Source organism: Phycicoccus avicenniae (assembly GCF_050496545.1).
Lineage (GTDB): Bacteria > Actinomycetota > Actinomycetes > Actinomycetales > Dermatophilaceae > Phycicoccus > Phycicoccus avicenniae_A.
Map to the genome: position 1 here is coordinate 185,532 of NZ_JBNVZV010000005.1, position 21,990 is coordinate 207,521.

Annotated in this window: 22 protein-coding genes and 1 pseudogene; 12 read left to right on the forward strand and 11 right to left on the reverse strand. The window is 75.1% G+C overall.

What is annotated here, in order from left to right:
- Positions 1–5: 5 nt before the first annotated feature.
- From ACQZ2A_RS06355 to ACQZ2A_RS06365, 3 genes are all read right to left on the reverse strand, one after another.
- Positions 6–812, reverse strand: coding sequence for a sigma-70 family RNA polymerase sigma factor (locus ACQZ2A_RS06355; RefSeq protein WP_430208481.1), 807 nt, complete (start codon positions 810–812; stop codon positions 6–8).
- Positions 813–937: 125 nt separating this feature from the next.
- Complete coding sequence (locus tag ACQZ2A_RS06360; protein WP_430208483.1) at positions 938–1,447, reverse strand: hypothetical protein; 510 nt, start codon at positions 1,445–1,447, stop codon at positions 938–940.
- 290 nt (positions 1,448–1,737) lie between these two features.
- Complete coding sequence (locus ACQZ2A_RS06365; RefSeq protein WP_430208486.1) at positions 1,738–2,346, reverse strand: flavodoxin family protein; 609 nt, start codon at positions 2,344–2,346, stop codon at positions 1,738–1,740.
- A 216-nt stretch (positions 2,347–2,562) separates the two neighbouring features.
- Here ACQZ2A_RS06365 and ACQZ2A_RS06370 point away from each other — a divergent pair, with 216 nt between their 5' ends.
- From ACQZ2A_RS06370 to ACQZ2A_RS06405, 8 genes are all read left to right on the forward strand, one after another.
- Positions 2,563–3,339, forward strand: a complete 777-nt coding sequence (locus ACQZ2A_RS06370) for a GAF and ANTAR domain-containing protein (protein ID WP_430208489.1) — start codon at positions 2,563–2,565, stop codon at positions 3,337–3,339.
- A 144-nt stretch (positions 3,340–3,483) separates the two neighbouring features.
- On the forward strand, positions 3,484–4,812 hold the full coding sequence (locus ACQZ2A_RS06375) for a cytochrome P450 (protein WP_430208492.1): 1,329 nt from the start codon (positions 3,484–3,486) through the stop codon (positions 4,810–4,812).
- A gap of 9 nt (positions 4,813–4,821) precedes the next feature.
- Positions 4,822–5,484 carry an HAD family hydrolase gene (locus ACQZ2A_RS06380; RefSeq protein ID WP_430208493.1) on the forward strand — a complete coding sequence of 221 codons (663 nt, stop codon included), beginning with the start codon at positions 4,822–4,824 and terminating at the stop codon, positions 5,482–5,484.
- Between the two features lie 110 nt (positions 5,485–5,594).
- Positions 5,595–6,710, forward strand: a complete 1,116-nt coding sequence (locus ACQZ2A_RS06385; RefSeq protein WP_430208495.1) for a polyprenyl synthetase family protein — start codon at positions 5,595–5,597, stop codon at positions 6,708–6,710.
- Positions 6,707–8,215 carry a phytoene desaturase family protein gene (gene crtI, locus ACQZ2A_RS06390; protein WP_430208497.1) on the forward strand — a complete coding sequence of 503 codons (1,509 nt, stop codon included), beginning with the start codon at positions 6,707–6,709 and terminating at the stop codon, positions 8,213–8,215. Before ACQZ2A_RS06385 ends, crtI begins: the two co-directional genes overlap by 4 nt.
- Positions 8,212–9,714, forward strand: coding sequence for an isopentenyl-diphosphate Delta-isomerase (gene idi / locus ACQZ2A_RS06395; protein WP_430208500.1), 1,503 nt, complete (start codon positions 8,212–8,214; stop codon positions 9,712–9,714). The genes crtI and idi overlap by 4 nt, the downstream gene beginning before the upstream one ends.
- A complete protein-coding gene (locus ACQZ2A_RS06400; protein WP_430208502.1) occupies positions 9,714–10,058 on the forward strand; it encodes a lycopene cyclase domain-containing protein in 345 nt (114 codons plus the stop codon). The genes idi and ACQZ2A_RS06400 overlap by 1 nt, the downstream gene beginning before the upstream one ends.
- Positions 10,051–10,554 (forward strand): lycopene cyclase domain-containing protein, encoded by a 504-nt coding sequence (locus ACQZ2A_RS06405; protein ID WP_430208505.1) that lies wholly within the window; start codon positions 10,051–10,053, stop codon positions 10,552–10,554. The genes ACQZ2A_RS06400 and ACQZ2A_RS06405 overlap by 8 nt, the downstream gene beginning before the upstream one ends.
- On the opposite strand, the pseudogene ACQZ2A_RS06410 reads toward ACQZ2A_RS06405, so the two are convergent.
- The 4 genes and pseudogenes from ACQZ2A_RS06410 to ACQZ2A_RS06425 all read right to left on the reverse strand — a co-directional run.
- Positions 10,435–11,106: pseudogene (locus tag ACQZ2A_RS06410) on the reverse strand (phosphatase PAP2 family protein); the annotation flags it as partial. The gene ACQZ2A_RS06405 and the pseudogene ACQZ2A_RS06410 overlap by 120 nt on opposite strands.
- Positions 11,103–11,603 (reverse strand): hypothetical protein, encoded by a 501-nt coding sequence (locus ACQZ2A_RS06415; RefSeq protein WP_430208508.1) that lies wholly within the window; start codon positions 11,601–11,603, stop codon positions 11,103–11,105. The gene ACQZ2A_RS06415 and the pseudogene ACQZ2A_RS06410, both read right to left, overlap by 4 nt.
- On the reverse strand, positions 11,597–12,760 hold the full coding sequence (locus ACQZ2A_RS06420) for a glycosyltransferase family 2 protein (RefSeq protein WP_430208511.1): 1,164 nt from the start codon (positions 12,758–12,760) through the stop codon (positions 11,597–11,599). The genes ACQZ2A_RS06415 and ACQZ2A_RS06420 overlap by 7 nt, the downstream gene beginning before the upstream one ends.
- Positions 12,757–14,145, reverse strand: coding sequence for a cytochrome P450 (locus tag ACQZ2A_RS06425; RefSeq protein ID WP_430208514.1), 1,389 nt, complete (start codon positions 14,143–14,145; stop codon positions 12,757–12,759). Before ACQZ2A_RS06425 ends, ACQZ2A_RS06420 begins: the two co-directional genes overlap by 4 nt.
- A 430-nt stretch (positions 14,146–14,575) precedes the next feature.
- On the opposite strand from ACQZ2A_RS06425, the gene ACQZ2A_RS06430 reads away from it, so the two are divergent.
- Complete coding sequence (locus ACQZ2A_RS06430) at positions 14,576–15,754, forward strand: M15 family metallopeptidase (protein WP_430208517.1); 1,179 nt, start codon at positions 14,576–14,578, stop codon at positions 15,752–15,754.
- Positions 15,755–16,132: 378 nt separating this feature from the next.
- Here ACQZ2A_RS06430 and ACQZ2A_RS06435 read toward each other — a convergent pair whose 3' ends face one another.
- The 4 genes from ACQZ2A_RS06435 to ACQZ2A_RS06450 all read right to left on the reverse strand — a co-directional run bounded on the left by ACQZ2A_RS06435 (position 16,133) and on the right by ACQZ2A_RS06450 (position 19,732).
- A complete protein-coding gene (locus tag ACQZ2A_RS06435) occupies positions 16,133–17,515 on the reverse strand; it encodes a PAS domain-containing sensor histidine kinase (protein ID WP_430208520.1) in 1,383 nt (460 codons plus the stop codon).
- A gap of 84 nt (positions 17,516–17,599) precedes the next feature.
- Complete coding sequence (locus tag ACQZ2A_RS06440) at positions 17,600–18,013, reverse strand: response regulator (RefSeq protein ID WP_430208523.1); 414 nt, start codon at positions 18,011–18,013, stop codon at positions 17,600–17,602.
- Complete coding sequence (locus tag ACQZ2A_RS06445) at positions 18,010–18,708, reverse strand: response regulator (RefSeq protein WP_430208525.1); 699 nt, start codon at positions 18,706–18,708, stop codon at positions 18,010–18,012. The genes ACQZ2A_RS06440 and ACQZ2A_RS06445 overlap by 4 nt, the downstream gene beginning before the upstream one ends.
- Before the next feature lie 232 nt (positions 18,709–18,940).
- Positions 18,941–19,732, reverse strand: a complete 792-nt coding sequence (locus ACQZ2A_RS06450) for an SDR family NAD(P)-dependent oxidoreductase (protein ID WP_430208528.1) — start codon at positions 19,730–19,732, stop codon at positions 18,941–18,943.
- 119 nt (positions 19,733–19,851) lie between these two features.
- Here ACQZ2A_RS06450 and ACQZ2A_RS06455 point away from each other — a divergent pair, with 119 nt between their 5' ends.
- The 3 genes from ACQZ2A_RS06455 (at position 19,852) to cysM (ending at position 21,988) form a co-directional block, all read left to right on the forward strand.
- On the forward strand, positions 19,852–20,355 hold the full coding sequence (locus tag ACQZ2A_RS06455) for a MarR family winged helix-turn-helix transcriptional regulator (protein WP_430208530.1): 504 nt from the start codon (positions 19,852–19,854) through the stop codon (positions 20,353–20,355).
- A 50-nt stretch (positions 20,356–20,405) separates the two neighbouring features.
- Positions 20,406–21,005: an alpha-ketoglutarate-dependent dioxygenase AlkB gene (locus ACQZ2A_RS06460; RefSeq protein WP_430208533.1), complete on the forward strand. Its 600-nt coding sequence runs from the start codon at positions 20,406–20,408 to the stop codon at positions 21,003–21,005.
- Between the two features lie 68 nt (positions 21,006–21,073).
- The gene (gene cysM / locus ACQZ2A_RS06465) at positions 21,074–21,988 is read left to right on the forward strand and encodes a cysteine synthase CysM (RefSeq protein ID WP_430208536.1); all 915 of its coding nucleotides are present in this window, start codon (positions 21,074–21,076) and stop codon (positions 21,986–21,988) included.
- Positions 21,989–21,990 lie beyond the last annotated feature (2 nt).

Genomic DNA, 21,990 nt, shown 5'->3' on the forward strand with positions numbered 1-21,990 from the left:
GGGGCTCAGGCGGCTGCGACGGCGAGCGAGCCGCGGAGGTCGGCGAGGATGCGGGCGAGGATGCGCGACACCTGCATCTGGCTCACCCCGAGGGCCGAGCCGATCTCGGCCTGGGTCCGTTCCTCGACGAACCGCATCCGGACGACGCGGCGGTCGCGCTCCCCGAGTCCCGCGACGGCCCCGCGGAGGTCGAGGTGCAGCTCGAGCCGGCCGACCTCGTCGTGCCCGTCGCCGAGCCGCTCACCCTCGGACCCGCCGCCCAGGGTCGGGGCGTCGAGGGAGACGGGACGGAAACCGCTGCCCGACCGGCGCGCCGACTCCACGTCGACGGCATCGCACCGCAGCAGGGCGGACAGCTCGTCGACCGTCGCCTCGCGCCCGTGACGGTGGCGCAGCGACTCCTCCGCGACGGCGACCTCGGACCGCAGCTCCTGGATGCGGCGCGGCGGTCGCACCACCCACCCGCAGTCGCGGAAGTGGCGCTTGAGCTCGCCGGTGATCGTCGGGACGGCGAAGGCGACGAAGCCGGCGCCGGTGCCCGAGGCCGCCCGGTAGCGCTCGACGGCGGCCACGAGGGCGGTGCGGGCGACCTGCTCGAGGTCCTCGCGCTCCATGCCGCGCCCGACGTACCGGTGCGCGAGGCCGTCGGCGAGGGGGAGGTGGGCGGCGACGACCTCGGTCCGCAGTCGGGCGCGGGCGTCGGGATCGGTCGCCGTGAGCAGCTGCCCGAGCAGCTGCTCGACGTCCTCGTCCCGGGCACGGGTGGTGCGGGGTCGGCGGTCGGCGGACACGGAGGTCGGTCCAGTGGGCATGACAGGGCTCCATCACCAGAAGGGAGGGCTCGCTGTCTGACCCGTGCGGCCGGGGCTGGACCGAGGTCCCGAGACTCCCACGCCCCGGGGGCGGGCAGGGCTTCCGCGACGAACCCTCGACGGGGTCACGCGTGGCGCAACGCCTCGCGGACTGCGTCGAGGGCCGCGCGCAGCTGCTGGCGGAAGCTCACCCCGACGGGCACGGCGGCGGCGGGCCCGACCTCGGCCACCAGGTCCGGGACGGAGCCGAGAGCCGTTGCCGCCCAGCGGATGTCGAACTCGTCGTGGGTGGCGACGTAGCGCGGCACCGTCTCCTCCTCACCGTGTCGGGCGTGTCGGACGAGCGCAGCGGCCACGACGCCCAGACGGACGGTCGATGTGGCACCGTGCGCCCCGAGGTCCTCGAGGAGCTCCACCGCGGTGACGAGGTCCTGCTCCGGGCGGCCGGACGTCGACTCCCCCGGCGGTGTGAGTGCCACGCGCTCCGCGGCGACGTGCACGGCGACCACGCGCAGCAGCCGCTCCACGGCCTCGGCCCGCTGCCCGGCTCGGGCGCGGGCCGCCGCACGGAGCAGGTCGCGCAGCTGCGCGTGCTGGTCCACCAACGCGCCGACGAGGCGGTCCTCGACCGTCACCGGGCAGCTACGCTCGCCGGCCGTGGCGTCGGACCGTGTGCCGTCAGCGGACACGATGCACCGTCCGGGGTACGGCCCGGCCACGCGAGGGGCGTCCCGGTGGTCGGCGCCGCTGCCACCCGAGGACGTCCTCGAGGAGGGCCACGAGCACCTCGCCCCGGCGGGCGGGGCTGACGGCATCGCGCAGTGCGCGGCTCCCGCAGGTGGGTGTCACGACCACGCCTCCTTCCGACCGTTGCGTTCCCGTGCAGGTACCCGCCGCCGTCGGCGCCATGCGCGGGGGGCCACCCTCAGGACGCCGGGTACGGCTCGGCCCGGAGCAGCCGCGCCAGATGCGCGGCGTTGGCCGCCGCCGTGGCCGTGGCCGACGCCGTGGCCTCCGGCGTCTCGTCGAGGTCCTGGTAGTCGGTCCCCGTCATCGCCTCGCCGTTCCAGAACGTGCAGCCGTTCGCGGGGATCGTGAACCCGACGTCGTCGAGCGCCTGGTAGAGCACCGCGCAGATGTGGTGGGCGCCGTCCTCGTTGCCGACGACCACGGCGAGCGCGACCTTGCCGAAGGTCCGCAGGCGTCCCTCGTCGTCGGTCTCGGACAGCTCGGCGTCGAGGCGCTCGAGGACGCGCTGGGCGACGCTCGAGTGCTGGCCGAGCCAGGTCGGCGTGGCGAGGACGAGGATGTCGGCCGCCATCACCTGCTCCCGGATGCGCGGCCACTCGTCGCCGTCGCCCATGGCGAGCTCGACGCCGGGGCGGACGTCGTGGTCGACGACCCGGACCGAGGACCCGGTGACGCCGTGGCCGGCGAGCTGCTCGAGCAGCTGGTCGGCGAGCAGCTGCGTGCTCGACGCGCCGGGGGACGGGGTGAGGGTGCAGTTGAGGACGAGGGCGGTGAGCTCGGGCACGGGTGACCTTCCGTCGGGCGGACCGGGGCCCTACCCGCCGGCCCGCCGGACGACACCCCGAGGACGGCCGCCCTCGGGAGAGGCCCGGCGCACCGACTCGAGAAGGCGGGCGGACGCCGCGCGAGGAGCGCGCGTCCGGCGCGCGTGGCGGACCCGCCGGGTGGGTAGGCCCGCGCAACGACAGGCCCTGCCCTGCCCGACCGGAGAGGAGACCGGATGAGAGGCACCACCGATCCCGGCGACGCTGCACGCGCCGGCCGGAACGGTCCCGAGGAGCGCACCGGCGACGTCCTCGGCGTCGTCGCCGACCTGCTCACCGCGACGGGCCGCGAGCCGCACGACCGCAGCACCCGCCGGCTGATCGGCGACCTCGTCGCGCGAGGCACCGACCTGGTCCCCGGTGCGGACTGGTGCAGCATCACGCTGATGCGCTCGGAGTCCCTGCGGACGCTCGCCGCGTCGCACGACGAGGCCCTCCAGGCCGACGAGGTGCAGTACGACATCGGGTCCGGCCCGTGCGTGGACGCCGTCGTCAAGGACCACGTCTTCGTCACCGGCCGGGTGCAGGAGGACCCGCGCTGGCCCGAGTACGGCCGTCGCGTGCACGAGGAGGTCGGCGTCGGCAGCGTCCTGGCCCAGCGGCTGACGCTCCCCGACGGCAACGACGTCGTCGCCGCCCTCAACGTGTACTCCCGCCGGGACGACGCCTTCGGTGCGCTCGCCCTGCGAGAAGGCCTCCTGCTCGCGACACAGTGCTCCCTGCTCGTCGCCGCGCACCTCGCGCACGACCGTGCCGAGAACCTCTCGAAGGCCCTCGCGAGCAACCGCACCATCGGCGTGGCCATCGGCATCCTCATGTCCCGGCACCGCATCACGCGCGAGGAGGCGCTCGCGATGCTGCGCGTCGTCAGCCAGGACACGAACCGCAAGCTCGTCCAGATCGCCGAGGACGTCGCCGAGGCCGGGGACCTGCCGGCCGGGGAGCCCGCCTGAACGCAACCGCGTCGGACGGGTTTCCGTCCCGCGGGTGCAGGGCAGGACACAGTCAGGGTGGCCACCCCGGCGGTCGAGCAGCCGGCTCCCGGCGGTGGTCACCCGCCGGGGTTTCGCATCGGACCGCCCGGGTACCAGCCGCCCATGCCCGTTCCCCCGGTCCGCCCCTCGACCGACGTGGGCATCCTGCTGCTCCGGCACGGGTACGGCTTCTCGTCCGTCCTGAGGGGCCGCTCGGGCATCGGGTCTGCCTCTGCTGCACCGGTCCTCGAGATCCGACTCGGCGGCGCGCCAGTCGTCCTCCTCGGGGGGCCCGAGGGGGTCAGGGCCTTCACCGACACCGCACGGTTCGCCCGAGGGGAAGCCACCCCGGCTCCCCTCGCCCGCGTCCTCCTCGGGCGCGGCGCCGTGCACGGCCTCGACGACGAGGAGCACCGACGGCGCAAGGAGCTCTTCGTCCAGGCCCTCGACACCCGGGCCGTCGACGGCCTCGTCGCGGACGTCTCGCGCCGATGGCTCGAGCTGGTCGCCACCCTCGAGGAGGGCTCGACCCTGCCGGTGCAGCGGACGAGCGCCCGCCTCGTCGGTCGCGCGGTGCTCGAGTGGGCGGGTGTCCTCGTCCCCGACCACGAGGCCGACGACATCGCCGACCGCTTCGCCACGGTCGTCGACGGCTTCGGCGTCGTCGGGCCGGCCTTCGTGCGGGCCGCCACCGCCCGCCGTCGCTCCGACCGGTGGGCCGCCGACGTCGTGCACCGGGCCCGGTCCGGCGCGCCGCACCCCCCGGCGGGCAGCGCGCTCGAGGCGGTCGCACGATGGCGGGGACCGGACGGCGACCTGCTCGACGCGCACACCGCGGGCGTCGAGCTGCAGAACATCCTCCGCCCGACGGTGGCCGTCTCGCGCCTCGTGGCCTTCGCGGCCCGGACGCTGGTCACCGAGCCCCGGTGGCGCGGCGTCCTGCGGACCGAGTACGCCGAGGGTCGCTCGGCCCTCTCCGAGGGGCACCGGGGTGTGCATGCCACCGCGTTCGCGCGCGAGGTGCGCCGGCTCGCGCCGTTCGTCCCGCTGCTCGCGGCCCGCTCCCGCACCGACCAGACCGTCCTCGGGGTGCACGTGCCCGCCCGCCGGCGCGTCCTCCTCGATGTCGTCGGCACCCTGCGGGACCCGGACCAGTGGCCGGACCCGCTCTCCTTCGACCCCGCGCGCTTCCTCGGGGACCGGCACGTCGTCGCCGACGCCCTCGTCCCGCAGGGTGGCGGCTCCGTGGCGAACGGCCACCGGTGCCCCGGGGAGGACCCTGCCCTCGGCATCCTCGCGAGCTCCGCGACAGCGCTCTCCCTCGTCGCGGAAAGCCCCGTCGGGCCGGTGCGGCCGGTCCGCGAGCGCCGCCTCCCGGCCGACCCCGGCCGCGGTGTGCCGGTTCGCGTGGGGATGGTCCCCGCACGCGTGGCCGCCCGCACCCCGGGGTAGGGGCCCTCCATGGCGGACACGGCGATCCTCGACGTCGACGGCACGCTCGTCGACACCAACTACCAGCACGCGCTCGCGTGGTTCCGCGCGCTGCGCCGCTACGGCATCACCCTGCCGGTGTGGCGGCTGCACCGGGGCATCGGCATGGGAGGCGACCAGTTCGTCGCGGCGGTGGCCGGGCGGGATGTCGAGGAGGAGCACGGCGACGCGCTGCGGGCCGCGTGGTCGGACGAGTTCGACGAGCTCCTCGGCGAGGTCCGCCCCTTCGACGGCGCCCACGAGCTGCTCGTCGAGCTCAAGGACCGCGGCTTCCGCCTCGTCCTCGCGAGCTCGGGCCAGGCCGACCACGTCGACGTCTTCCTCGACCTCGTCGAGGGCAAGGAGCTCGCGGACGCCTGGACCACCTCGGACGACGTCGAGCGCAGCAAGCCCGAGCCGGACCTCGTCTCGGCGGCCCTCCACAAGGTCGGTGGTGGCAGCGGGGTCATGGTCGGTGACTCCGTCTACGACGCGCAGGCGGCGGCGCGGCTCGGGGTGCCCACGATCGGCATCCGCACCGGTGGGTTCTCCGTCGGCGAGCTGCACGAGGCGGGTGCGGTGCAGGTCTTCGACTCGCTCGTGGCCCTGCGCGCCGCGCTCGACGGCACGGCCCTGGCGAGCCCGAGCCGCTGAGCCCAAGGTTCGACAGACGGTTTGGCCGGGCGCCGACTGGGCAGGTCCACCCCACGACGGGCGCCCCGGCCGGGGTCTGCCGTGCGCGCGAGGACGACGGAGGAGACGGTGTGAGCACCATCGACCCCACGGTGGAGGCCACCGACCTGCTCGGCGCCGGGGCCGACGGGCAGGTCCTGCTCGACGAGGTCGACGTGCTCCTCGAGGACGTCCTCGCCGAGCTGCGGGGCATCCTCCTCGAGGTCGGCGAGACGCCGGAGGACGCCGACGGACCCGTCCACGTCGACCTCGTCGGCGAGCTCGCCGACCGCGCCCGCCACCACGGCAAGCGGCTCCGTCCGCGCCTCGCCCGCTGGGGGTGGACGGCCGCCGGCGGCGGTGACGCCACGCGCGCGCGCCTCGTCGACGTCGCCGCGGCCCTCGAGCTCCTCCAGCTCTTCGCGCTCGTCCAGGACGACGTCATGGACCGCTCGGACTCCCGGCGGGGGCGCCCCACCCTGCACGTGGTCACCGCCGCCCGGCACCGCCGCGCCGCCGCCCTCGGGGACGCCGACCTCTTCGGCGACAGCATCGCCGTCCTCGTCGCCGACCTCGCCCTGAGCGAGGCCACCCTCCTCGCCTCGCGCGGGCACCCGCGCGTGGCCCGCACCTGGCGGGTGATGGCCACCGAGCTGGTCCAGGGGCAGGTGCTCGACCTCACGCACACCGCAGGACGCGGCCGCGACCTCGCGACGTCACGCCGCATCGCCCGCCTCAAGAGCGGGCGCTACACCGTGGCCCGTCCGCTCCAGCTCGGCGCCGAGGTGGCCGGTGCAGCACCGGAGCTCGTCGAGCGGCTCGGCGCGTGGGGCGACCTCGTCGGCGAGGCCTTCGCGCTCCGCGACGACGTCCTCGGGGCCTTCGGCGACCCCGCGGCCACCGGCAAGCCAACCGGTGACGACCTGCGCTGCGGCAAGCCGACGGCCCTCCTCGCCTGGGCCGAGCAGCTGCTGCCGCACGCCGACCGCCCCCTCCTCGCGGCGTGCGACGCCGGCACGCTCGACGACGACGGGGTCCACCGGCTCCAGGCCGCGATGGAGGCGGCCGGCGTCCGTGAGCTCGCGGAGGACGCCGTCGCCGACCTGGTGGACCGGGCCGACGAGGTGCTCGACGGGTTGGCGGTCGACGACCGCTCGCGCACCGCCCTCGGCGCGCTGGCCCGGGCCGTGGCCTGGAGGTCGGCGTGAGGGTCCTCGTCGTCGGCGCCGGGCTCTCAGGGCTCGCGGCGGCCTGCCACCTCACCGCCGCCGGCCACGACGTGACGGTCCTCGAGCGCGAGGCGGAGGTCGGGGGCCGGGCCGGAACCCTGCGGATGGGTGGCTTCCGGGTCGACACCGGCCCGGTCGTCATGACGATGCCCGAGCTCCTGCACGCCCCTCTGCGGGCCGTCGGCGCCGACCCCGGGCAGCTCGTCCCGATGACGCGCCTCGACCCGGCGTACCGCGCCGTCTACGCCGACGGCAGCGAGCTCGCCGTGCGGGCCGAGATGAGCGCGCTGCGAGAGGAGGTGCGCCGGCTGTCCGGCGAGCGCGACGCGGCTGGCTTCGACCGCTTCGTCACCTGGCTCGAGGCGCTGTACGCCGCCGAGTTCGACACCTTCGTCGACCGCAACATCGACGGCCCGCTCGACCTCGTGCGCTCGCCGCTGGCCGCGGCCCGGCTGCTGCGCCTCGGTGGGCTGCGCGCCCTGGGGCCGAGGATCGCCTCGTTCTTCGAGGACGAGCGGCTGCACCGCATCTTCGGCTTCCAGGCCCTCTACGCCGGCGTGGCCCCGGCGACGGCGCGCGCGGTCTTCGGCGTCATCACCTACATGGACACCGTCCGCGGCGTCTTCCACCCCGAGGGCGGGATGCACGCCGTCCCCACCGCGCTGGCCACCGCGCTCGTCGCGGCCGGTGGGTCCGTGGAGACCGGGGTCGAGGTGACCGAGGTCCTGCGCGGGGGCGACGGGGCCGTGGCGGGTGTGGCCGTCGCCGACGGCACCCGGCTCGCCGCCGACGCCGTCGTGTGCACCCTCGACCTCCCGGTCGCCTACGCCCGGCTGCTGCCGGGCGTCCCGCCACCGCGCGTCACCCGCCACGGCCGGTACTCGCCGTCGGCGGTCGTGTGGCACGTCGGGGTGCGGGGCCGGCCCGGCCCGGCGGTGCGCCACCACAACATCCACTTCGGCCGCACCTGGGACGAGGCGTTCGAGCACCTCGTCGACCGGCAGGAGCTGATGCCTGACCCGTCGCGCCTCGTCACGGTCCCGACCCTGTCCCAGCCGGACATGGCACCGGATGGCCACAGCCTGCTGTACGTGCTGGAACCGGTGCCGCACAACGGGTCCGGTCTCGACTGGCGGCACGAGGCGGGCCCGATGCGCGAGCGGCTGCACGCCTTCCTCGACGCCGAGGGCTACCCCACCGACGTCGTCGAGGAGCGGCTCGTCACCCCCGACGACTGGCAGGAGCAGGGGATGCACCTCGGGACGCCGTTCGCGCTGGCCCAAACCTTCCGGCAGTCCGGGCCGTTCCGCCCGCCCAACGTCGAGCGTCGGGTGCCGGGCCTCGTCCTCGCGGGCTCCGGCACCACGCCGGGCGTCGGCATCCCCATGGTGCTCGTCAGCGGCCGGCTCGCGGCCGAGCGGGTGGAGCAGCACGCCGCGCGCACGGCGCGGCGCGCACCGCGGCCCGTGGGGGTGGCGTCGTGACGGTCGTCGCGGACCCGCATCTCGCCGCCGGGTACGAGCAGTGCGCACGGGTGACGCGCGAGCACGGCACGACCTACTACTGGGGGGCCCGGCTGCTGCCCGCGCAGGACCGCCGTCACGTCTTCGCCGTCTACACCCTGGCCCGCCTCGCCGACGACATCGTCGACCTCGCGGGGCCGGACCCGGGCGCTCCGGTGGCCGACGCCCTCGACGCCTTCCGCGGCCGGTTCGAGGAGGCCGTCGCGACGGGGACCTCCCCGGACCCCGTGCTCGCCGCGGTCGGGACGACGGTGCGCGAGAGGCGGATACCCCAGGCCTGCTTCGACCGGTTCTTCGCCGCGATGCGCTCCGACCTCACGCAGCGCAGCTACCCGACCTGGCCCGACCTGCTCGCCTACATGGACGGCAGCGCGGCGGTCATCGGCGAGATGATGCTGCCGGTGCTGCACCCGACGGCCGACGCGCTGCGACCGGCCCGTGCGTTGGGGCAGGCGTTCCAGCTGACGAACTTCCTGCGCGACGTCGACGAGGACCTCGACCGCGGGCGGGTCTACCTCCCCCAGGAGGACCTCGACCGCTTCGGCGCCGACCCGTGGGCGCGCCGGGCCACCCCGGAGTGGCGCGAGCTCATGGCCTTCCAGGTGGCCCGCAACCGGCGGCTCTACCGGGAGGCCGACGAGGGCCTCGCCGCGCTGCCGGGGGCCTCGCGCCGCTGCGTCGCGACGGCGCGGGTGCTCTACGCGCGCATCCTCGACCGGATCGAGGATGCCGGGTACGACGTGTTCGCCGGCCGTGTGCGCGTGCCGACGCCCGCCAAGGCGGTCCTCGCCGCGCGGATGGTCCTCGGGCGTGACCCCGAGCGGGCGGTGCGGCGGGACCGGGCCGCGCGGCGGGACACGACCGGCTGGCGGGCCGACGACGACGTGGTCCTCGTCGACGACACCGGGGCCGCGGTCGGGGCGGCGCGCAAGTCCTCGGTGCACCACGACGCGACGCCTCTGCACCTGGCCTTCTCCTGCTACGTCGTCGACGACGCGGGGCACCTGCTCCTCACCACGCGTGCCCACCACAAGCCGAGCTTCCCCGGGGTCCTCACCAACACGGTCTGCGGCCACCCCCGGCCCGGTGAGCCGCTCGAGGACGCGGTGAGGCGTCGCGCCCACGACGAGCTCGGGCTCGCCCTGGCCGACGTGCGCGTCGTGCTCCCCGGCTTCCGCTACCGCGCCACGATGGGCGGCCTCGTCGAGCACGAGGTCTGCCCGGTGCTCGTCGCGCGCGCCGCCGGCCCTGCCCGCCTCCCCGACCCCGACGAGGTGGCATCGGTGGAGTGGCGCCCGTGGGCGGGCTTCCGCGACGACGTCCTGGCCGGGCGGCTCGCGGTCTCCCCGTGGTGCGCCGAGCAGGTCGCCCAGCTCGCGGCCCTCCCGGGCGACCCGCGGGGCTGGGTCGCCCGGCCCGACGACGAGCTTCCGCCCGCTGCCCGGACGGTGGCCGCCTGATGGGACTGCCCGACCACGCGCAGTACCTGCTCCTCATGGCCGGCTGCCTGCTCGTCACCCTGCCCCTGGAGTGGGTGCTGCGGGCCCGCGTCTACCGCCGGCCGCGCCGGCTGCTCCTCGCGCTCCTCCCGGTGGTGCTGATCTTCCTCGCGTGGGACGTCCTCGGCATCGCCCGGGGCCACTGGTCGTACAGCGAGCGGTACACCACCGGCGTCGTGCTGCCGCTCGGCGTGCCCCTCGAGGAGGTCGTCTTCTTCGTGGTCGTGCCGCTCTGCGGGCTGCTGACCTATGAGGCCGTGGGGACCGTGCTCGCACGGCTGCGACCGAGGGGGGACGATGCCTGAGTACACCGCCCTCGCCGTCCTGTCGGTGCTCCTGACCCTTGCCGCAGAACGGTTCTGGCTACGGACGGGGGTCCTGCGCACGGCCCGCTTCTGGGCCGCGATGGGCATCGTCGCCGTCTTCCAGGTGCTCGTGGACGGCTGGCTGACCAAGCAGTCGGCGCCCATCGTGCTCTACGACGCGTCACAGACCCTCGGCGTGCGCCGGCCGTGGGACATCCCCGTCGAGGACTTCCTCTTCGGCTTCAGCATGGTCACCCTGACCATCCTGCTCTGGGTGCGTGCGGCCGGCCGCGAGGCGCTGCACGACCCGGCCGGCGCCGTGGCCGACGACCGCGACGAGCCAGCCGGCGGCGACGTCGACGACGTAGTGCTCGCCGGTGTAGACGAGCGTCGCGGCCATGAGCAGCGGATACGCCAGGACCACCGGGCGGACCCACCGCGGCACCGCGGGCCGGAGGAACAGCGCGACGAGGAGCGCCGCGCCGGCGTGCAGTGACGGCATCGCCGCCACCGGGTTGCTGCCCGCCTGTCCCAGCTCGGTGAGGGCGCCGACCCACTCCAGGGCCGGATGGCTCCAGCCGAGCGTCGAGACCCGCTCCACCACCGGCACGGCGCCGAGGTCGGCCGCCATCCACGGGGGTGCCGCCGGGTAGAGGACGTACCCGGTGAACCCGAGCAGGCAGGTCGTGAGGACCCCGACCAGCCACGGCACGAAGCGCGGGCGCAGGACGAACCAGGCGAGCGCCGTGACGAGCGGGATGGCCACGTAGTGCGAGACGTAGACGACCGCGGCGAGGGCGTCCCACCACCGGGGGTCGTCGGCGAGCAGCCACCCCTGCAGCCGGACCGTCGGCAGCGCGCCGAACACCCACGTGTCGGCGCGCGCCGGGCCCACTACGTGCACACCGGCGCCCAGCCGGTTCGTCGGCCCGCCGGCGGCCAGCGGCGCGCTGACCCACTGCGCGAGCCAGTAACCGAGCAGGACCAGCCCGAGCGGTGACCACGCGATGAGCAGCTGGGCGACCGGCCCGTGCCGGCTCTCCCTCACGCCCGCGCCGCCCGTGCGGCGAGACGCTCCAGCAGGAGCTGGGTCCGGAACCGGTTGTAGCGCTGGATCACGATGAACGGCGCGTTGACGAGCACCCCGTACGCGACGAGCAGGGCCGCGGGCAGCGGCGGGTTCCAGAGCACGAAGAGCGGTCCGCAGGCCATCGCCCACCAGTGCGCGAGCTCGGCGCGGCGGGTCTCGCGCACGAGCAGCTCCAGGCCCGCGACGTCGCGCGTGGGGATGCTCCGCTTGCTCACCCCGCCGGCGAAGAGCGCGCCGGCCTCGGGCAGCGCGTCCTTCCACCGGTCGACACGCAGGACGCGGCGGTACACGCGCCCCCCGGCCTCGACCCGGCGGGCGCGCAGCAGCGGGCCGTCGGCAGCCAGGCGGTCGGCGGGGAGGCGGTGCGCCGTGTAGCCCGTCGCGGCGTGGAAGAGGCCCCACGCAGCGACGTCGAGGACCACCGTCACCGCCTGGGGTGCGACGTACCTCAGCACGCCGGGCCCCCGTCGGCATCGGGGCGGCCGCGAACGGGGACCACGCGCCCACGCCAGCGCACCGACCCCCCGAGGGTCCGGACGAGCGAGGCGAGGAACACGGCGTCGAACACGAGCAGCGGCACGGGGAAGATCGCCCACGTCCACCACCGGAAGGAACCGACCCGGCGCAGCAGGTGGCGCAGCTGATGGGCGGTGGCCGGCCAGGCGAGCGCCCACAGGACCGGACCGCCGGCCGGCTCGGGGAACCGTCCCGGCGCCAGGGCGGCGAGGAGGGCGGCGAGCGCACCGACGGCGACGGCGTGCTGCGCGCACAGCCAGGCGAGGGTCGGGACGAGGGTGCGGGGGCTCGTCGCACCGGCACCGGAGGCGATGTTCTTCGTGAAGCCGGCGACCAGCCGCCCCAGGCCCTCGGGGTGGCTGCGCATCCGCACGAGGTCGCCGCCGACGGCGCACGTGACGGAGAGGCCGGCCCGGTCGTGGGCGAGCGCCAGGCCGACGTCGTCGAGCACGTCCCCCCGCACCGCCGCGTGCCCACCGGCGCGCTCGAGGTCGGACCGGGAGACGAGCAGGCACGGCCCGAAGGCCATCGGGGGCCGGGTCGGACGAGCGCGGAAGGCGCCGCTCGCCAGCAGCGGCACGAGGTGGAGGTGGGCGGCCAGCTGCTCGTGCGGGCGGCGGACGTCGTCGAAGGGCTGCACCGACACCAGCCCCCCACTGCGGGAGTGCTGTTCGAGCAGCGCCGCGACGGCCCCCGGTGCCAGGGTGACGTCCGCGTCGAGGAAGAGCAGCAGGTCGCCGCTGCTCGCCTCGGTGCCGACGCGGCAGGCCCACGCCTTGCCCGTCCACCCCGGCGGCGGCGGGCCGGCCGCCAGCACCACGGCGCCGCGGGCCCGGGCGACCTCCGCCGTGGCGTCGCGGGAGCCGTCGTCGACGACGAGGACCTCCCCCACCGGGTCCTCGAGCGGGGCGAGGGAGCCGATGAGGTGGCCGATCCCGCGTTCCTCGTCACGGGCGGGGACGACGACGGAGACGGCGGAGGGAGGGGCGGCACCTCGAGAAGAGGGCCCCGTGGGCAGGGTGCGCAGGTCGCGCAGCCCGTGGTGGGCGGCCAGCCCGGCGACGAGCAGCAGCACCGCGAGGGCGGCGGTCGTCATCCGGTCGTGCCCCGGCGCCGGAGGACGAGCGGCATCCCACCCCGGGGGTGGACGGCCACCCCCACCTCGGGGGCGGGCCGTCGCCAACCGTCCGGGAGGGACACGTGCGCCGCCGCGAGCAGCCGGTCGAGGACGACGAGCATCTCCCCCAGCGCGAAGTCACGCCCGATGCACAACCGCGGCCCGAGGCCGAACGGCAGGTAGCCGCTGCCCGCAGGGACGCCGCCGAGGAAGCGCTCGGGCCGGAACCGCTCCGGCTCGGGCCACGCGTCCGGGCGGCGGTGCAGCGTCCAGGGGCTGATGATCGCCAGGCTGCCCGCCGGCAGCTCGAGACCTGCGACGACGTCCGGCTCCACGGCCTTGCGCGAGAGCGCCCACGCCGGCGGGAAGAGGCGCAGCGACTCGTCGACGACGGCCCGGGTGAACGGCAGCTCGTCGGACCGGTCGAGCATCGTCACCGGGCCGGGGTGCGCGGCGAGCTCCTCGCGCACCCGCTGCTGCACCTGCGGGTGCTCGGCGAGCAGCATGAGCGTCCAGGACAGGGCCGCGGCCACCGTCTCGTGGCCGGCGACGACCATCGTCACCAGCTCGTCACGGACCTGGCCGTCGGGCATCCCGCTGTCGAGCAGCAGGCCGAGCAGGTCCGCTCCGTGGTCGTCCGTCGCCGAGCGCGCCACTCGCGCACGACGTTCCGCGACGAGGTCGGCGGCCACGGCATCGAGGCGGCGGCGGGTGGCACGCAGCCGCAGCGTCGTCGGGGTGGGAACGCGGTCGGCGAGCGGCAGCACGGAGCGGCCGAGGCGCACGACGAGGGAGGCCGCGGCGCTCGTCGCGTCGAGGAGCAGCCGGGAGCGCTCGGAGAGATCGGTGGAGAACAGGGCGCGACCCACGGCGTCGAGCGCGATGCGGTGGGCGAGCGCCGCGACGTCGACGACGTCCGCCGTCCCCTCCGGCACCCGCCGCATCCGCTCCGTGACCGCCTCGTCCGCGGCCGCGGCCACCTCGGCGCTGACGGCGGCCAGCCGCTCGTGGTGGAAGGCACCGGCCGCGACCCGCCGGTGCCGGATCCACGTCGGCTCCGCGGAGGCGAGCAGCCCGGGGCCGGTGACCCGGGCGAGCGCCGCGTACTGCACGGTCTGCTTGCCCCAGGAGCGGCCGGAGGTCCGGAGCACCTGGCGGGCGGCCGCCGGGTCGTTGACGAGCAGGGCCGGCGCCCCGGGGACCGGGAAGGCGACGAGGTCACCGTGCCGCTCGACGACCTCGCCGAGGAACGCGAGCGGGTCGCGGCGCACGCGGCGGAAGGCCCGCACCATCTCGCCGGTCGAGGGGCCGGGCAGGCCGAGGGTCGTCGCCGCGCCCGTCCTCGGTGCTGCTGTCGTCCCCACGGGTCTCCTCGCTGGCTGCGGCGGTCGCACGGCGACCCGCCCACCGGCCCGGCAGGCACCCCTGACCTACCCGACCGGCGGCCGGCCAACCGCGCGGGCCGACGGGCACGCGACACGCCGTGGCCGAACGGATGAACCCGAGGGCCGTTCGGCCACCCGTCACCCACCCGGACCCGCCCGCCGGAGCGCGTCCGTAGCGTCGTTGACGAGGCCTTTTCCCGTTCGTGGCGGCCGCCACGGTCGGACCGGGTGGCGCCGAACCCCACCAGCACCCGGTGGCCATCGCTGTCCCTCTGTTGTGGTGGGGGCGGGGCGCCCACGCACTTGGAGCCGCTCCTCGGGGTGAAGTCCTCAGGCGAGGACGGGGCACCGGAGTCCCAACCCGACAGGTCACGTTCCGTAGGCGGTCGACCCGGAAGGAACCCGTCCCATGTCCGCCCTCAGACGCCCGCTCACCCTGCTGCTGGCCCCTCTCCTGACCCTCGCCGTGCTCATCGCCGCCGCACCGACAGCGGGCGCCGCCACCTCCTCCCTCGCGTGGGGTGGCTACTCGAACGGCAAGATCCCCTCCTCCGCCCTCTGCGCCATCCCCTGGGACACGTCGGACCGGATGCGCTGCGACGCCACGGTCAAGCTGATCGCCCTCAACACGCTGTACAAGGCGAAGTGGGGCAGCAACCTCTGCATCAACGACGCCTACCGCTCCTACGACAAGCAGGTCGCCCTCTTCAAGAAGTACGGGTCGCCGCGCGCCGCCAAGCCCGGCACCTCGACGCACGGCTGGGGCCTGGCCCTGGACCTGGGCTGCGGCATCAACGTCTACACCGACGCCCGGCACAAGTGGCTCTCGAGCGTCGGGCCCAAGTACGGCTACGCCCAGCCCTCGTGGGCGCTGGCCAAGGGCTCGAACCCCGAGCCGTGGCACTGGCAGTACTTCGGCACCTACAACCCGGGCTCGAGGCCCCCGGCCCCCAAGCCCCCGACCCCGACTCCCGCTCCGCCGCCGGCGCCCAAGGTCGCGACGACCGCGACCGTCGCCGTCACCGGCCTCTGGCCGCGCACCGCGACCGTCACGCTGAAGTCCAAGACCACCGGCAAGGCGCTCGCCTCCGCCCCGGTCCTCATCGCCACCCGTGCGGTGGACGCCACCGCCTTCTCGTACGTCCGCACCGTGAAGACCAACGCTGCCGGGCAGGTGGCCTTCGTCGACAGCCCCGACCGCCCCACGGTCGCGCGCTTCACGTACGCAGGGACGACGACCACCCTGCCCACGTCGGCGACGGCCACGCTGACCACGGTCACCGAGCTGTCCGGCTCCTACGTGCGTGACCGCCGCGGCCCCGTGGTCAGCGGCCGGCTCACCACCCCCGACGACGTCGCGGTCAGCAACCAGACCGTCGCGCTCCAGCGCCGCCTCGCCGACTCCACGACCTGGACGACCGTTGCCTCGCTGCAGTCCGACGCCCGCGGCGCGGTGTGGTCCGAGGTGCAGCGCGAGAAGGACTCCTACTACCGCTTCTCGTACGCCGGCAAGAGCGGCCAGTACGTCGGTGACGTCAGCCGCGAGGTCAGGGTCCGGATGAAGACCCCCGTCACCGGGCGCGGCTGACCCGGACGACCACGCGAGCCCCCGGCCTCTGCCCGGCCGGGGGCTCGTGGCGTCGGTGGTCGGTGCGCCGACCCCGGACATGGGTCCGGGGACCGGACCGTCGTGCGGCAGGTCCGGTCCCCGGAGGCGATGGGGGGAGCCCGGCCCCATAGAGGGGGACAGGGGACCGGGCTCCCTGACCGTCGGGGGGTTCCGGCCCCCGTGCAGGGGTTCGGGGGCTGGAGTCCCGTCGTGTGCCTCGTTGGACCGCGTCCCCCGTGCAGGGGTTCGGAGGACGCTGTCCTCGAGGCGTGGCTCCATCCTCGCCGCTCACCGTGAGCGACCGACAGATGCGGCTGTGCCCACTTCCCTGATGCACCTGCATCAGCCGGACGGATCTCAGGCCCGGGCGAGGACCAGGGAGACCGCCGTGCCCCCTCCCGGAGGGCTCTCCACGCGCAGCCGTGCACCGAGGTCGTCGGCCCGGGTGACCATCGACGTCATGCCGAGGTGGCCGGGCTCCGGACTGGCCCGCGCACCCCCGACTCCGTCGTCGACCACCGAGAGGACGACGTCCCCGTCCTGCTCCTCGAGGTCCACGACCACCCTCGTGGCCCGAGCGTGCTTGCGGGCGTTCACCAGCGCCTCGCGCAGGATCCGGTAGGCCACGCCCTGCGCCTCCACCGCGAGCGGGCCCGCCAGCTCGTCGACCACCTCGACGGTCGTCGGCGTCCCCATGAAGATGCCGTCGGCGAGCGTGCGCAGCCCCTCCCCCAGACCGTCGCTGAGGTCGGGCGGGCTGAGGGCCGCGACGAGGTTCCGGAGCCGCTCGACGGTCTGGTCGAGCAGCGAGGTGACCTGCTCGACCGGTTCCCGCGCCTCCGGGGGCAGCTGGGGCTGGAGGACGTCGAGCCGCAGCATCGCCGCGACGATGAGCTGGAGCGGCTCGTCGTGCACGACCTCGGCGAGCAGGGTGCGCTCGCGGGCCTCGATGCGCTCCTCGGCCTCGCGGCGCCGGCGCTCGGCCTCGCGCTGGTCAGTGATGTCCTCGACGAAGCCGCGGTAGCTCTGCAGCTCGCCCGTGACCGAGTACCGCGGGGTCAGCACGGCGCGCACCCACACCGTGCCGCCGTCCCGCCGCCGCATCTGCGCCTCGATCATCCGGGGTCGTCCGCCCGTCTCGCTCGCGAGCCCGCGGACGCGGTCGTCGGGGTCGACGTAGAGGTCGTTCGCACTGGCCACGTTCGCGAGCAGGTCCTCGGCGTCGCCGTAGCCGAGCAGGTGGGCGAAGGAGTCGTTGACCACGAGCAGGTCGCCCTCCGGAGAGGTCTCCTTCCAGCCCTCCGCCATGGTGTCGAGGAGGTCCCGGTACCGCAGCTCCGCCGTGCGGGCGCGCTCGAGGGCCTCGCGCAGGCGGTCGGGGACCCCGTGCCCGGCACCGGCAGGCCCCTCGTCGACGAGGACCGTCACCCCGTCGGCGGTCGGGTAGAGGCGCCGGCGCAGCCAGCGACCCACCCGCGGGGCGAAGGACTCGAACTCCTCGACCTCCCCGGAGGCCAGGGCCAGGTCGAGGTAGTGCACGAAGTCGAGGTCGCGGCTCTGTGGGGCCAGGTCGTACACGCTGCGCCCCACGAGGTCTTCCCACGACGCCCGCGCCAGGGAGAGGATCGCGCGGTTGACGTAGAGGACCGTGCCGTCGCGCGCCACGGAGAAGACCCCGCCGACCATCCGCTCGAGCGCCTGCTCGGCGGCGGCGCCGTGCGTGGTCTCGTCGTCGGCCATCGGCCCTCCCCGGGGGCGTCGCGAGTCACCCCTTGGCTCGCCATGCTAGAGGGCCCGCGCTCCGACCGAAAGACCCCGACGACGTCACTGAGCAGGCAGTTCGTGCCGCAGGAGGGCTTCCCGCAGCGGTGCGAGGCGCCCGCTCTTGACGACGTAGTCGTCCGCGCCGGCCTCGAGCATCCCCCGGCGCACGGCGGGCTCCGCGTGCGCCGAGAAGACGACGATGACGAGGTCGGGGTGCTCGGCGCGGACGGCGGCGGTGAGCGCCGGCCCGCCACCGGGGAGGCTGACGTCCTGGACGAGGACGTCCGGCCGGTCCCTCCGCAGCACCTCGAGGCAGGCGTCACCGTCCTCGGCCACGCCCACGACGGTGAACCCCGGGACCGACTCGACGGCCTGGCGCACCGCCTCCCGCACGTCACCCTGGTCGTCGCAGAGGACCACCCGCCGCGTCACGTCGCGGTCCGGGTCCGAGGGGCCGGGGCCGGCCGGGCTCATGGGCCGCTCACGATGTTCTCCCGGAGGGCGACCGTCACCGCCTCGAGCTTGGTGTGGGCGCCCAGCTTCCCGATGACCGACTGGATGTGGTTGCGCGCCGTGGCGTACGAGATGAACAGCCGCGCCGCGATCTCGCGGGTCGTGAGCCCCTGGACGAGCAGCCGGAGGACGTCGCGCTCCCGCGGCGTCAGATCGTCCCCGAGGGCCGGGCCACCCGCGCCGGCCGAGGGCAGGAGCCGCTGGACGTCCCGCGCGCTGAGGATCGTCACGCCCTCGACCGCCCGCAGGATGGCCTCGCGCAGGGCCGAGGCCCGCTGGCCCTTGTTGACGATGCCGACCGCGCCCGCCCGCACCGCCTGGTGCAGCACGTCGAGGCTGTCGTCGCCGGTCACGAGGAGGACCTTGGTGTCGGGGCTGGCCTCGAGCAGCCGGGGGACGAGGTCGGTCCCGAGGCCGTCGGGCAGCCGCTGGTCGAGCAGGCACACCCGTGGGCGGTGGCGACGCACCTCCGCCAGCCCCTCGGCACAGGTGCCCGCGACGGCGACGACGGCGATCCGCTCGTCGGCACGCAGCCCGGACGCGACGGCGTCGGCGACCATGAGGTGGTCGTCGACGATCACCACGGTGATCGTCGCGGTGCTCGGCCGTACCGCCGGCGCCTTGGGTGGCATCGTCCACTCCCCGTCGTCGCTCACCCTGATTCTCCGCCTCCGCGCACCCGCCCCGACAGACCCGTGTGCACCACCCGCAGTGGTGCAGATGCATCAGGTGGACGGACGCGCAGGCTGCCCCCGACGCCGGTCGGCGGACCCCCGGACGGGCCCATGACCTCGGCGTTCACGCTACCGCGGACGAGCAACGACGTCGATGGTCGGGCGACCGGCATCCGTCGTCGTTCCCCCGGACGACGAGCAGGCCGGGCCGGCCTCAGAGGATCCCGGTGAGCGCCCCGCCGTCGGCACGCAGCGCCGCACCGTTGGTCGCCGACGCCAGGGGGCTGGCGAGGTAGCCGACCAGGGAGGCGATCTCGTCGGGCTCGATGAACCGCCCCAGCAACGAGGTCGGGTTCCCGGCGGCGATGGTCTCCCTCATCGCCTCGACCGGCACCCCGCTCTGCCCGGCCACGTGCTCGACCGCGGCCGCCACCCCGTCCGACCAGGTGGGGCCACCCAGGACGGTGTTGACCGTCACCGCCGTCCCACGGGTGAGCTTGGCGAGCCCGTTGGCCACGGCCAGCGAGGCGGCCTTCGTGGCGCCGTAGGGGACCATGTCGGCCGGAACGTTGACCCCGGACTCGCTGTTGACGAAGACGACTCTCCCCCAACCGCGCTCGAGCATCGGTCCGATCAGCCGTCGCGAGAGCCGCACCGCGCTCATGACGTTGACTTCGAAGTAGGTGCGCCAGAGGTCGTCCGGGACGGCCGCGAACTCCTCGAGGCCGAAGATCCCCACGTTGTTGACGAGGATGTCGACCGGCCCCAGCGAGTCGAGCAGGGCCTCCACCGGGTCCGGGTCCGCGAAGTCCGCGGCGAGACCGTCGACCCTCGCCCCCGGTACCTCCGCCCGCAGCCGTCGGACCGCGTCGTCGACGCCGGCCCGGCTGCGCCCGTTGACCGTCACGGCCGCGCCCTCGACGAGCAGCCGCCTCGCCACCGCGTACCCGATGCCCCGGGTCGAGCCGCTGACGAACGCCTGCCGGCCCTCGAGTCCGAGATCCATGTGCCCACTCCTCCTGTGTCGCCGAATTACTTGCTCAGGCAAGTGACGATATGCGGGAACACTTGCCCAGGCAAGTCACGCAGGCCTCGCTGTGCGGTCCGACTGCGTAGGCTGCGGGCATGCCGGAACCCCGCACGCCCGAGCGCCTCACGGGCGAGGCACTGGAGACGTGGGCGTCGTTCGCGACGGTGCTGGAGTGGCTGCCGGCCGCCCTGGACGCCCAGCTCCAGCGCGACGCCGACCTCACGCACTTCGAGTACGGCGTCCTCTACGCCCTGGCGAACGCCGACCGGCAGGAGCTGCGCCTCAGCGTCCTCGCCGGGTACGCCAACAGCACGCTCTCGCGGTTGTCCCGAGCCGCGACCCGGCTCGAGGCACGGGGGTGGCTGCGGCGCTCGCCCGACCCCCGGGACGGCCGCTACACGCTGGCGACGCTGACCGCGGCCGGACGCAGGAAGGTCCAGCAGGCCACACCCGGCCACGTGCGGCTCGTGCACGACCTCGTCCTCGACCGGCTCACCGCGGCGCAGGCCCGCCAGCTGCGCGAGGTCAGCCGCCGCATCATCCGGGCCGTCCGCGAGGACGGCGACTGGCCGCTGCCGCCGGAGGTGGCGCGGGACTGAGCGCCGGCGCCGCCGGTGACGTGTCGGTGCCCGCTGGTAGACGTGGAGGGGTGAGCGATGCACCCCTTCCCCTCTTCGGGGGCGACGAGGAGGGACCGCGCGCCCGGCGGATGCACCTCGACGCGCACTCGTGGGTCGAGCACGTCCCCGAGTGGGTCGCAGCGGCCGACGACCTCTTTCACGAGCTCCTCGGCACCAGCGCGTGGGAGCAGCGCTCTCGGTGGATGTACGGCCGGAAGGTGACGGAGCCACGCCTGACGGCCGAGCACCGCGACCTCGCCACCGCGCCCGGGATGCTTCGCGACCTCGCGCGGAGGTTGACCGAGCGGTACGGGGTCGTCTACGACCGCCTGTGGCTCAACCTGTACCGCGACCACCACGACAGCACGGGGTGGCACGGCGACGGCGCGTCCGCCCGTCGGCGCGAGTGCGTGGTGCCGGTGCTGAGCCTCGGTGCGGCGCGCCGCTTCCTCCTCCGGCCCACCGGCGGCGGCCCGAGCACACGCCTGCGCCCCGTGAGCGGCGACCTCGTCGTCATGGGCGGCCGGTGCCAGACCGACTGGCGCCACTGCGTGCCCAAGGAGAGCACTCCTGCCGGCCCGCGGATCAGTGTGAACTTCGCGGCGTCGAGCCAGTCCGTCCCCGACTGACGCGGCGCGTGGGGTCGAGGGCGTCGGCACCGGGGCCGGGGACGGCGCCGACCGTAGACTCTCGGCGCGTGAGCACCCCTCCCGAGTACCCCACGATGGAGGACGTCATCGGCGATACCCCGCTGGTGCGCCTGCAGCGCCTCCCGGGGCCCGAGAACGACCGCCGCGGCAACGTGCTCCTCGCGAAGCTCGAGGGCAACAACCCGGCCGGGTCGGTCAAGGACCGGCCGGCCATCAGCATGATCCGGGGCGCCGAGCAGCGGGGCGAGATCTCCCCCGGCGATACGCTCCTGGAGGCCACCTCGGGCAACACCGGCATCGGCCTGGCGATGGCGGCGGCCATCAGCGGCTACCCGCTCGTCATCGTGATGCCCGAGGACGCCTCCGTCGAGCGGGCCCAGACGATGCGCGCGTTCGGTGCCGAGCTCGTCCTCACGCCCGCGGCGGGTGGCATGGAGGAGGCCCGCGACGTCGTCACGCGGATGGAGCAGGAGGGCCGCGGCCGGGTGCTCGACCAGTTCGGTAACCCGGACAACCCGCGGGCCCACGAGCTCGGGACCGGCCCCGAGCTGTGGCGCCAGACCGACGGTCGCATCACGCACTTCGTCTCCGCGATGGGGACCACCGGCACCATCACCGGGGTCTCGCGGTTCCTGAGGTCCCGCAACCCCGACGTGCAGATCGTCGGCGCCCAGCCCGCGGAGGGCTCGAAGATCCCCGGCATCCGTGCCTGGCCACCGGAGTACGTGCCGAGCATCTTCGACCCCTCGGCGGTGGACCGGACCGTCGAGGTCACCCAGGCCGACGCCGAGGAGATGGCCCGCCGGCTGGCTCGCGAGGAGGGCATCTTCGGCGGCCCCTCGGCAGCCGGAGCCTGCTGGACCGCGCTGAAGGTGGCCGAGGAGGTCGAGAACGCGACGATCGTCTTCGTCGTCTGCGACCGCGGTGACCGCTACCTCTCGAGCGGCGTCTTCCCCGCCTGACC

Excerpts from the sequence above, each read along its gene's own strand:
- ACQZ2A_RS06355 (WP_430208481.1), bottom strand. The coding sequence starts at position 812 with ATGCCCACTGGACCGACCTCCGTGTCCGCCGACCGCCGACCCCGCACC.
- ACQZ2A_RS06370 (WP_430208489.1), top strand. The coding sequence starts at position 2,563 with ATGAGAGGCACCACCGATCCCGGCGACGCTGCACGCGCCGGCCGGAAC.
- ACQZ2A_RS06375 (WP_430208492.1), top strand. The coding sequence starts at position 3,484 with ATGCCCGTTCCCCCGGTCCGCCCCTCGACCGACGTGGGCATCCTGCTG.
- ACQZ2A_RS06380 (WP_430208493.1), top strand. The coding sequence starts at position 4,822 with ATGGCGGACACGGCGATCCTCGACGTCGACGGCACGCTCGTCGACACC.
- ACQZ2A_RS06400 (WP_430208502.1), top strand. The coding sequence starts at position 9,714 with ATGGGACTGCCCGACCACGCGCAGTACCTGCTCCTCATGGCCGGCTGC.
- ACQZ2A_RS06405 (WP_430208505.1), top strand. The coding sequence starts at position 10,051 with ATGCCTGAGTACACCGCCCTCGCCGTCCTGTCGGTGCTCCTGACCCTT.
- ACQZ2A_RS06420 (WP_430208511.1), bottom strand. The coding sequence starts at position 12,760 with ATGACGACCGCCGCCCTCGCGGTGCTGCTGCTCGTCGCCGGGCTGGCC.
- ACQZ2A_RS06430 (WP_430208517.1), top strand. The coding sequence starts at position 14,576 with ATGTCCGCCCTCAGACGCCCGCTCACCCTGCTGCTGGCCCCTCTCCTG.
- ACQZ2A_RS06435 (WP_430208520.1), bottom strand. The coding sequence starts at position 17,515 with ATGGCCGACGACGAGACCACGCACGGCGCCGCCGCCGAGCAGGCGCTC.
- ACQZ2A_RS06440 (WP_430208523.1), bottom strand. The coding sequence starts at position 18,013 with ATGAGCCCGGCCGGCCCCGGCCCCTCGGACCCGGACCGCGACGTGACG.
- ACQZ2A_RS06450 (WP_430208528.1), bottom strand. The coding sequence starts at position 19,732 with ATGGATCTCGGACTCGAGGGCCGGCAGGCGTTCGTCAGCGGCTCGACC.
- ACQZ2A_RS06455 (WP_430208530.1), top strand. The coding sequence starts at position 19,852 with ATGCCGGAACCCCGCACGCCCGAGCGCCTCACGGGCGAGGCACTGGAG.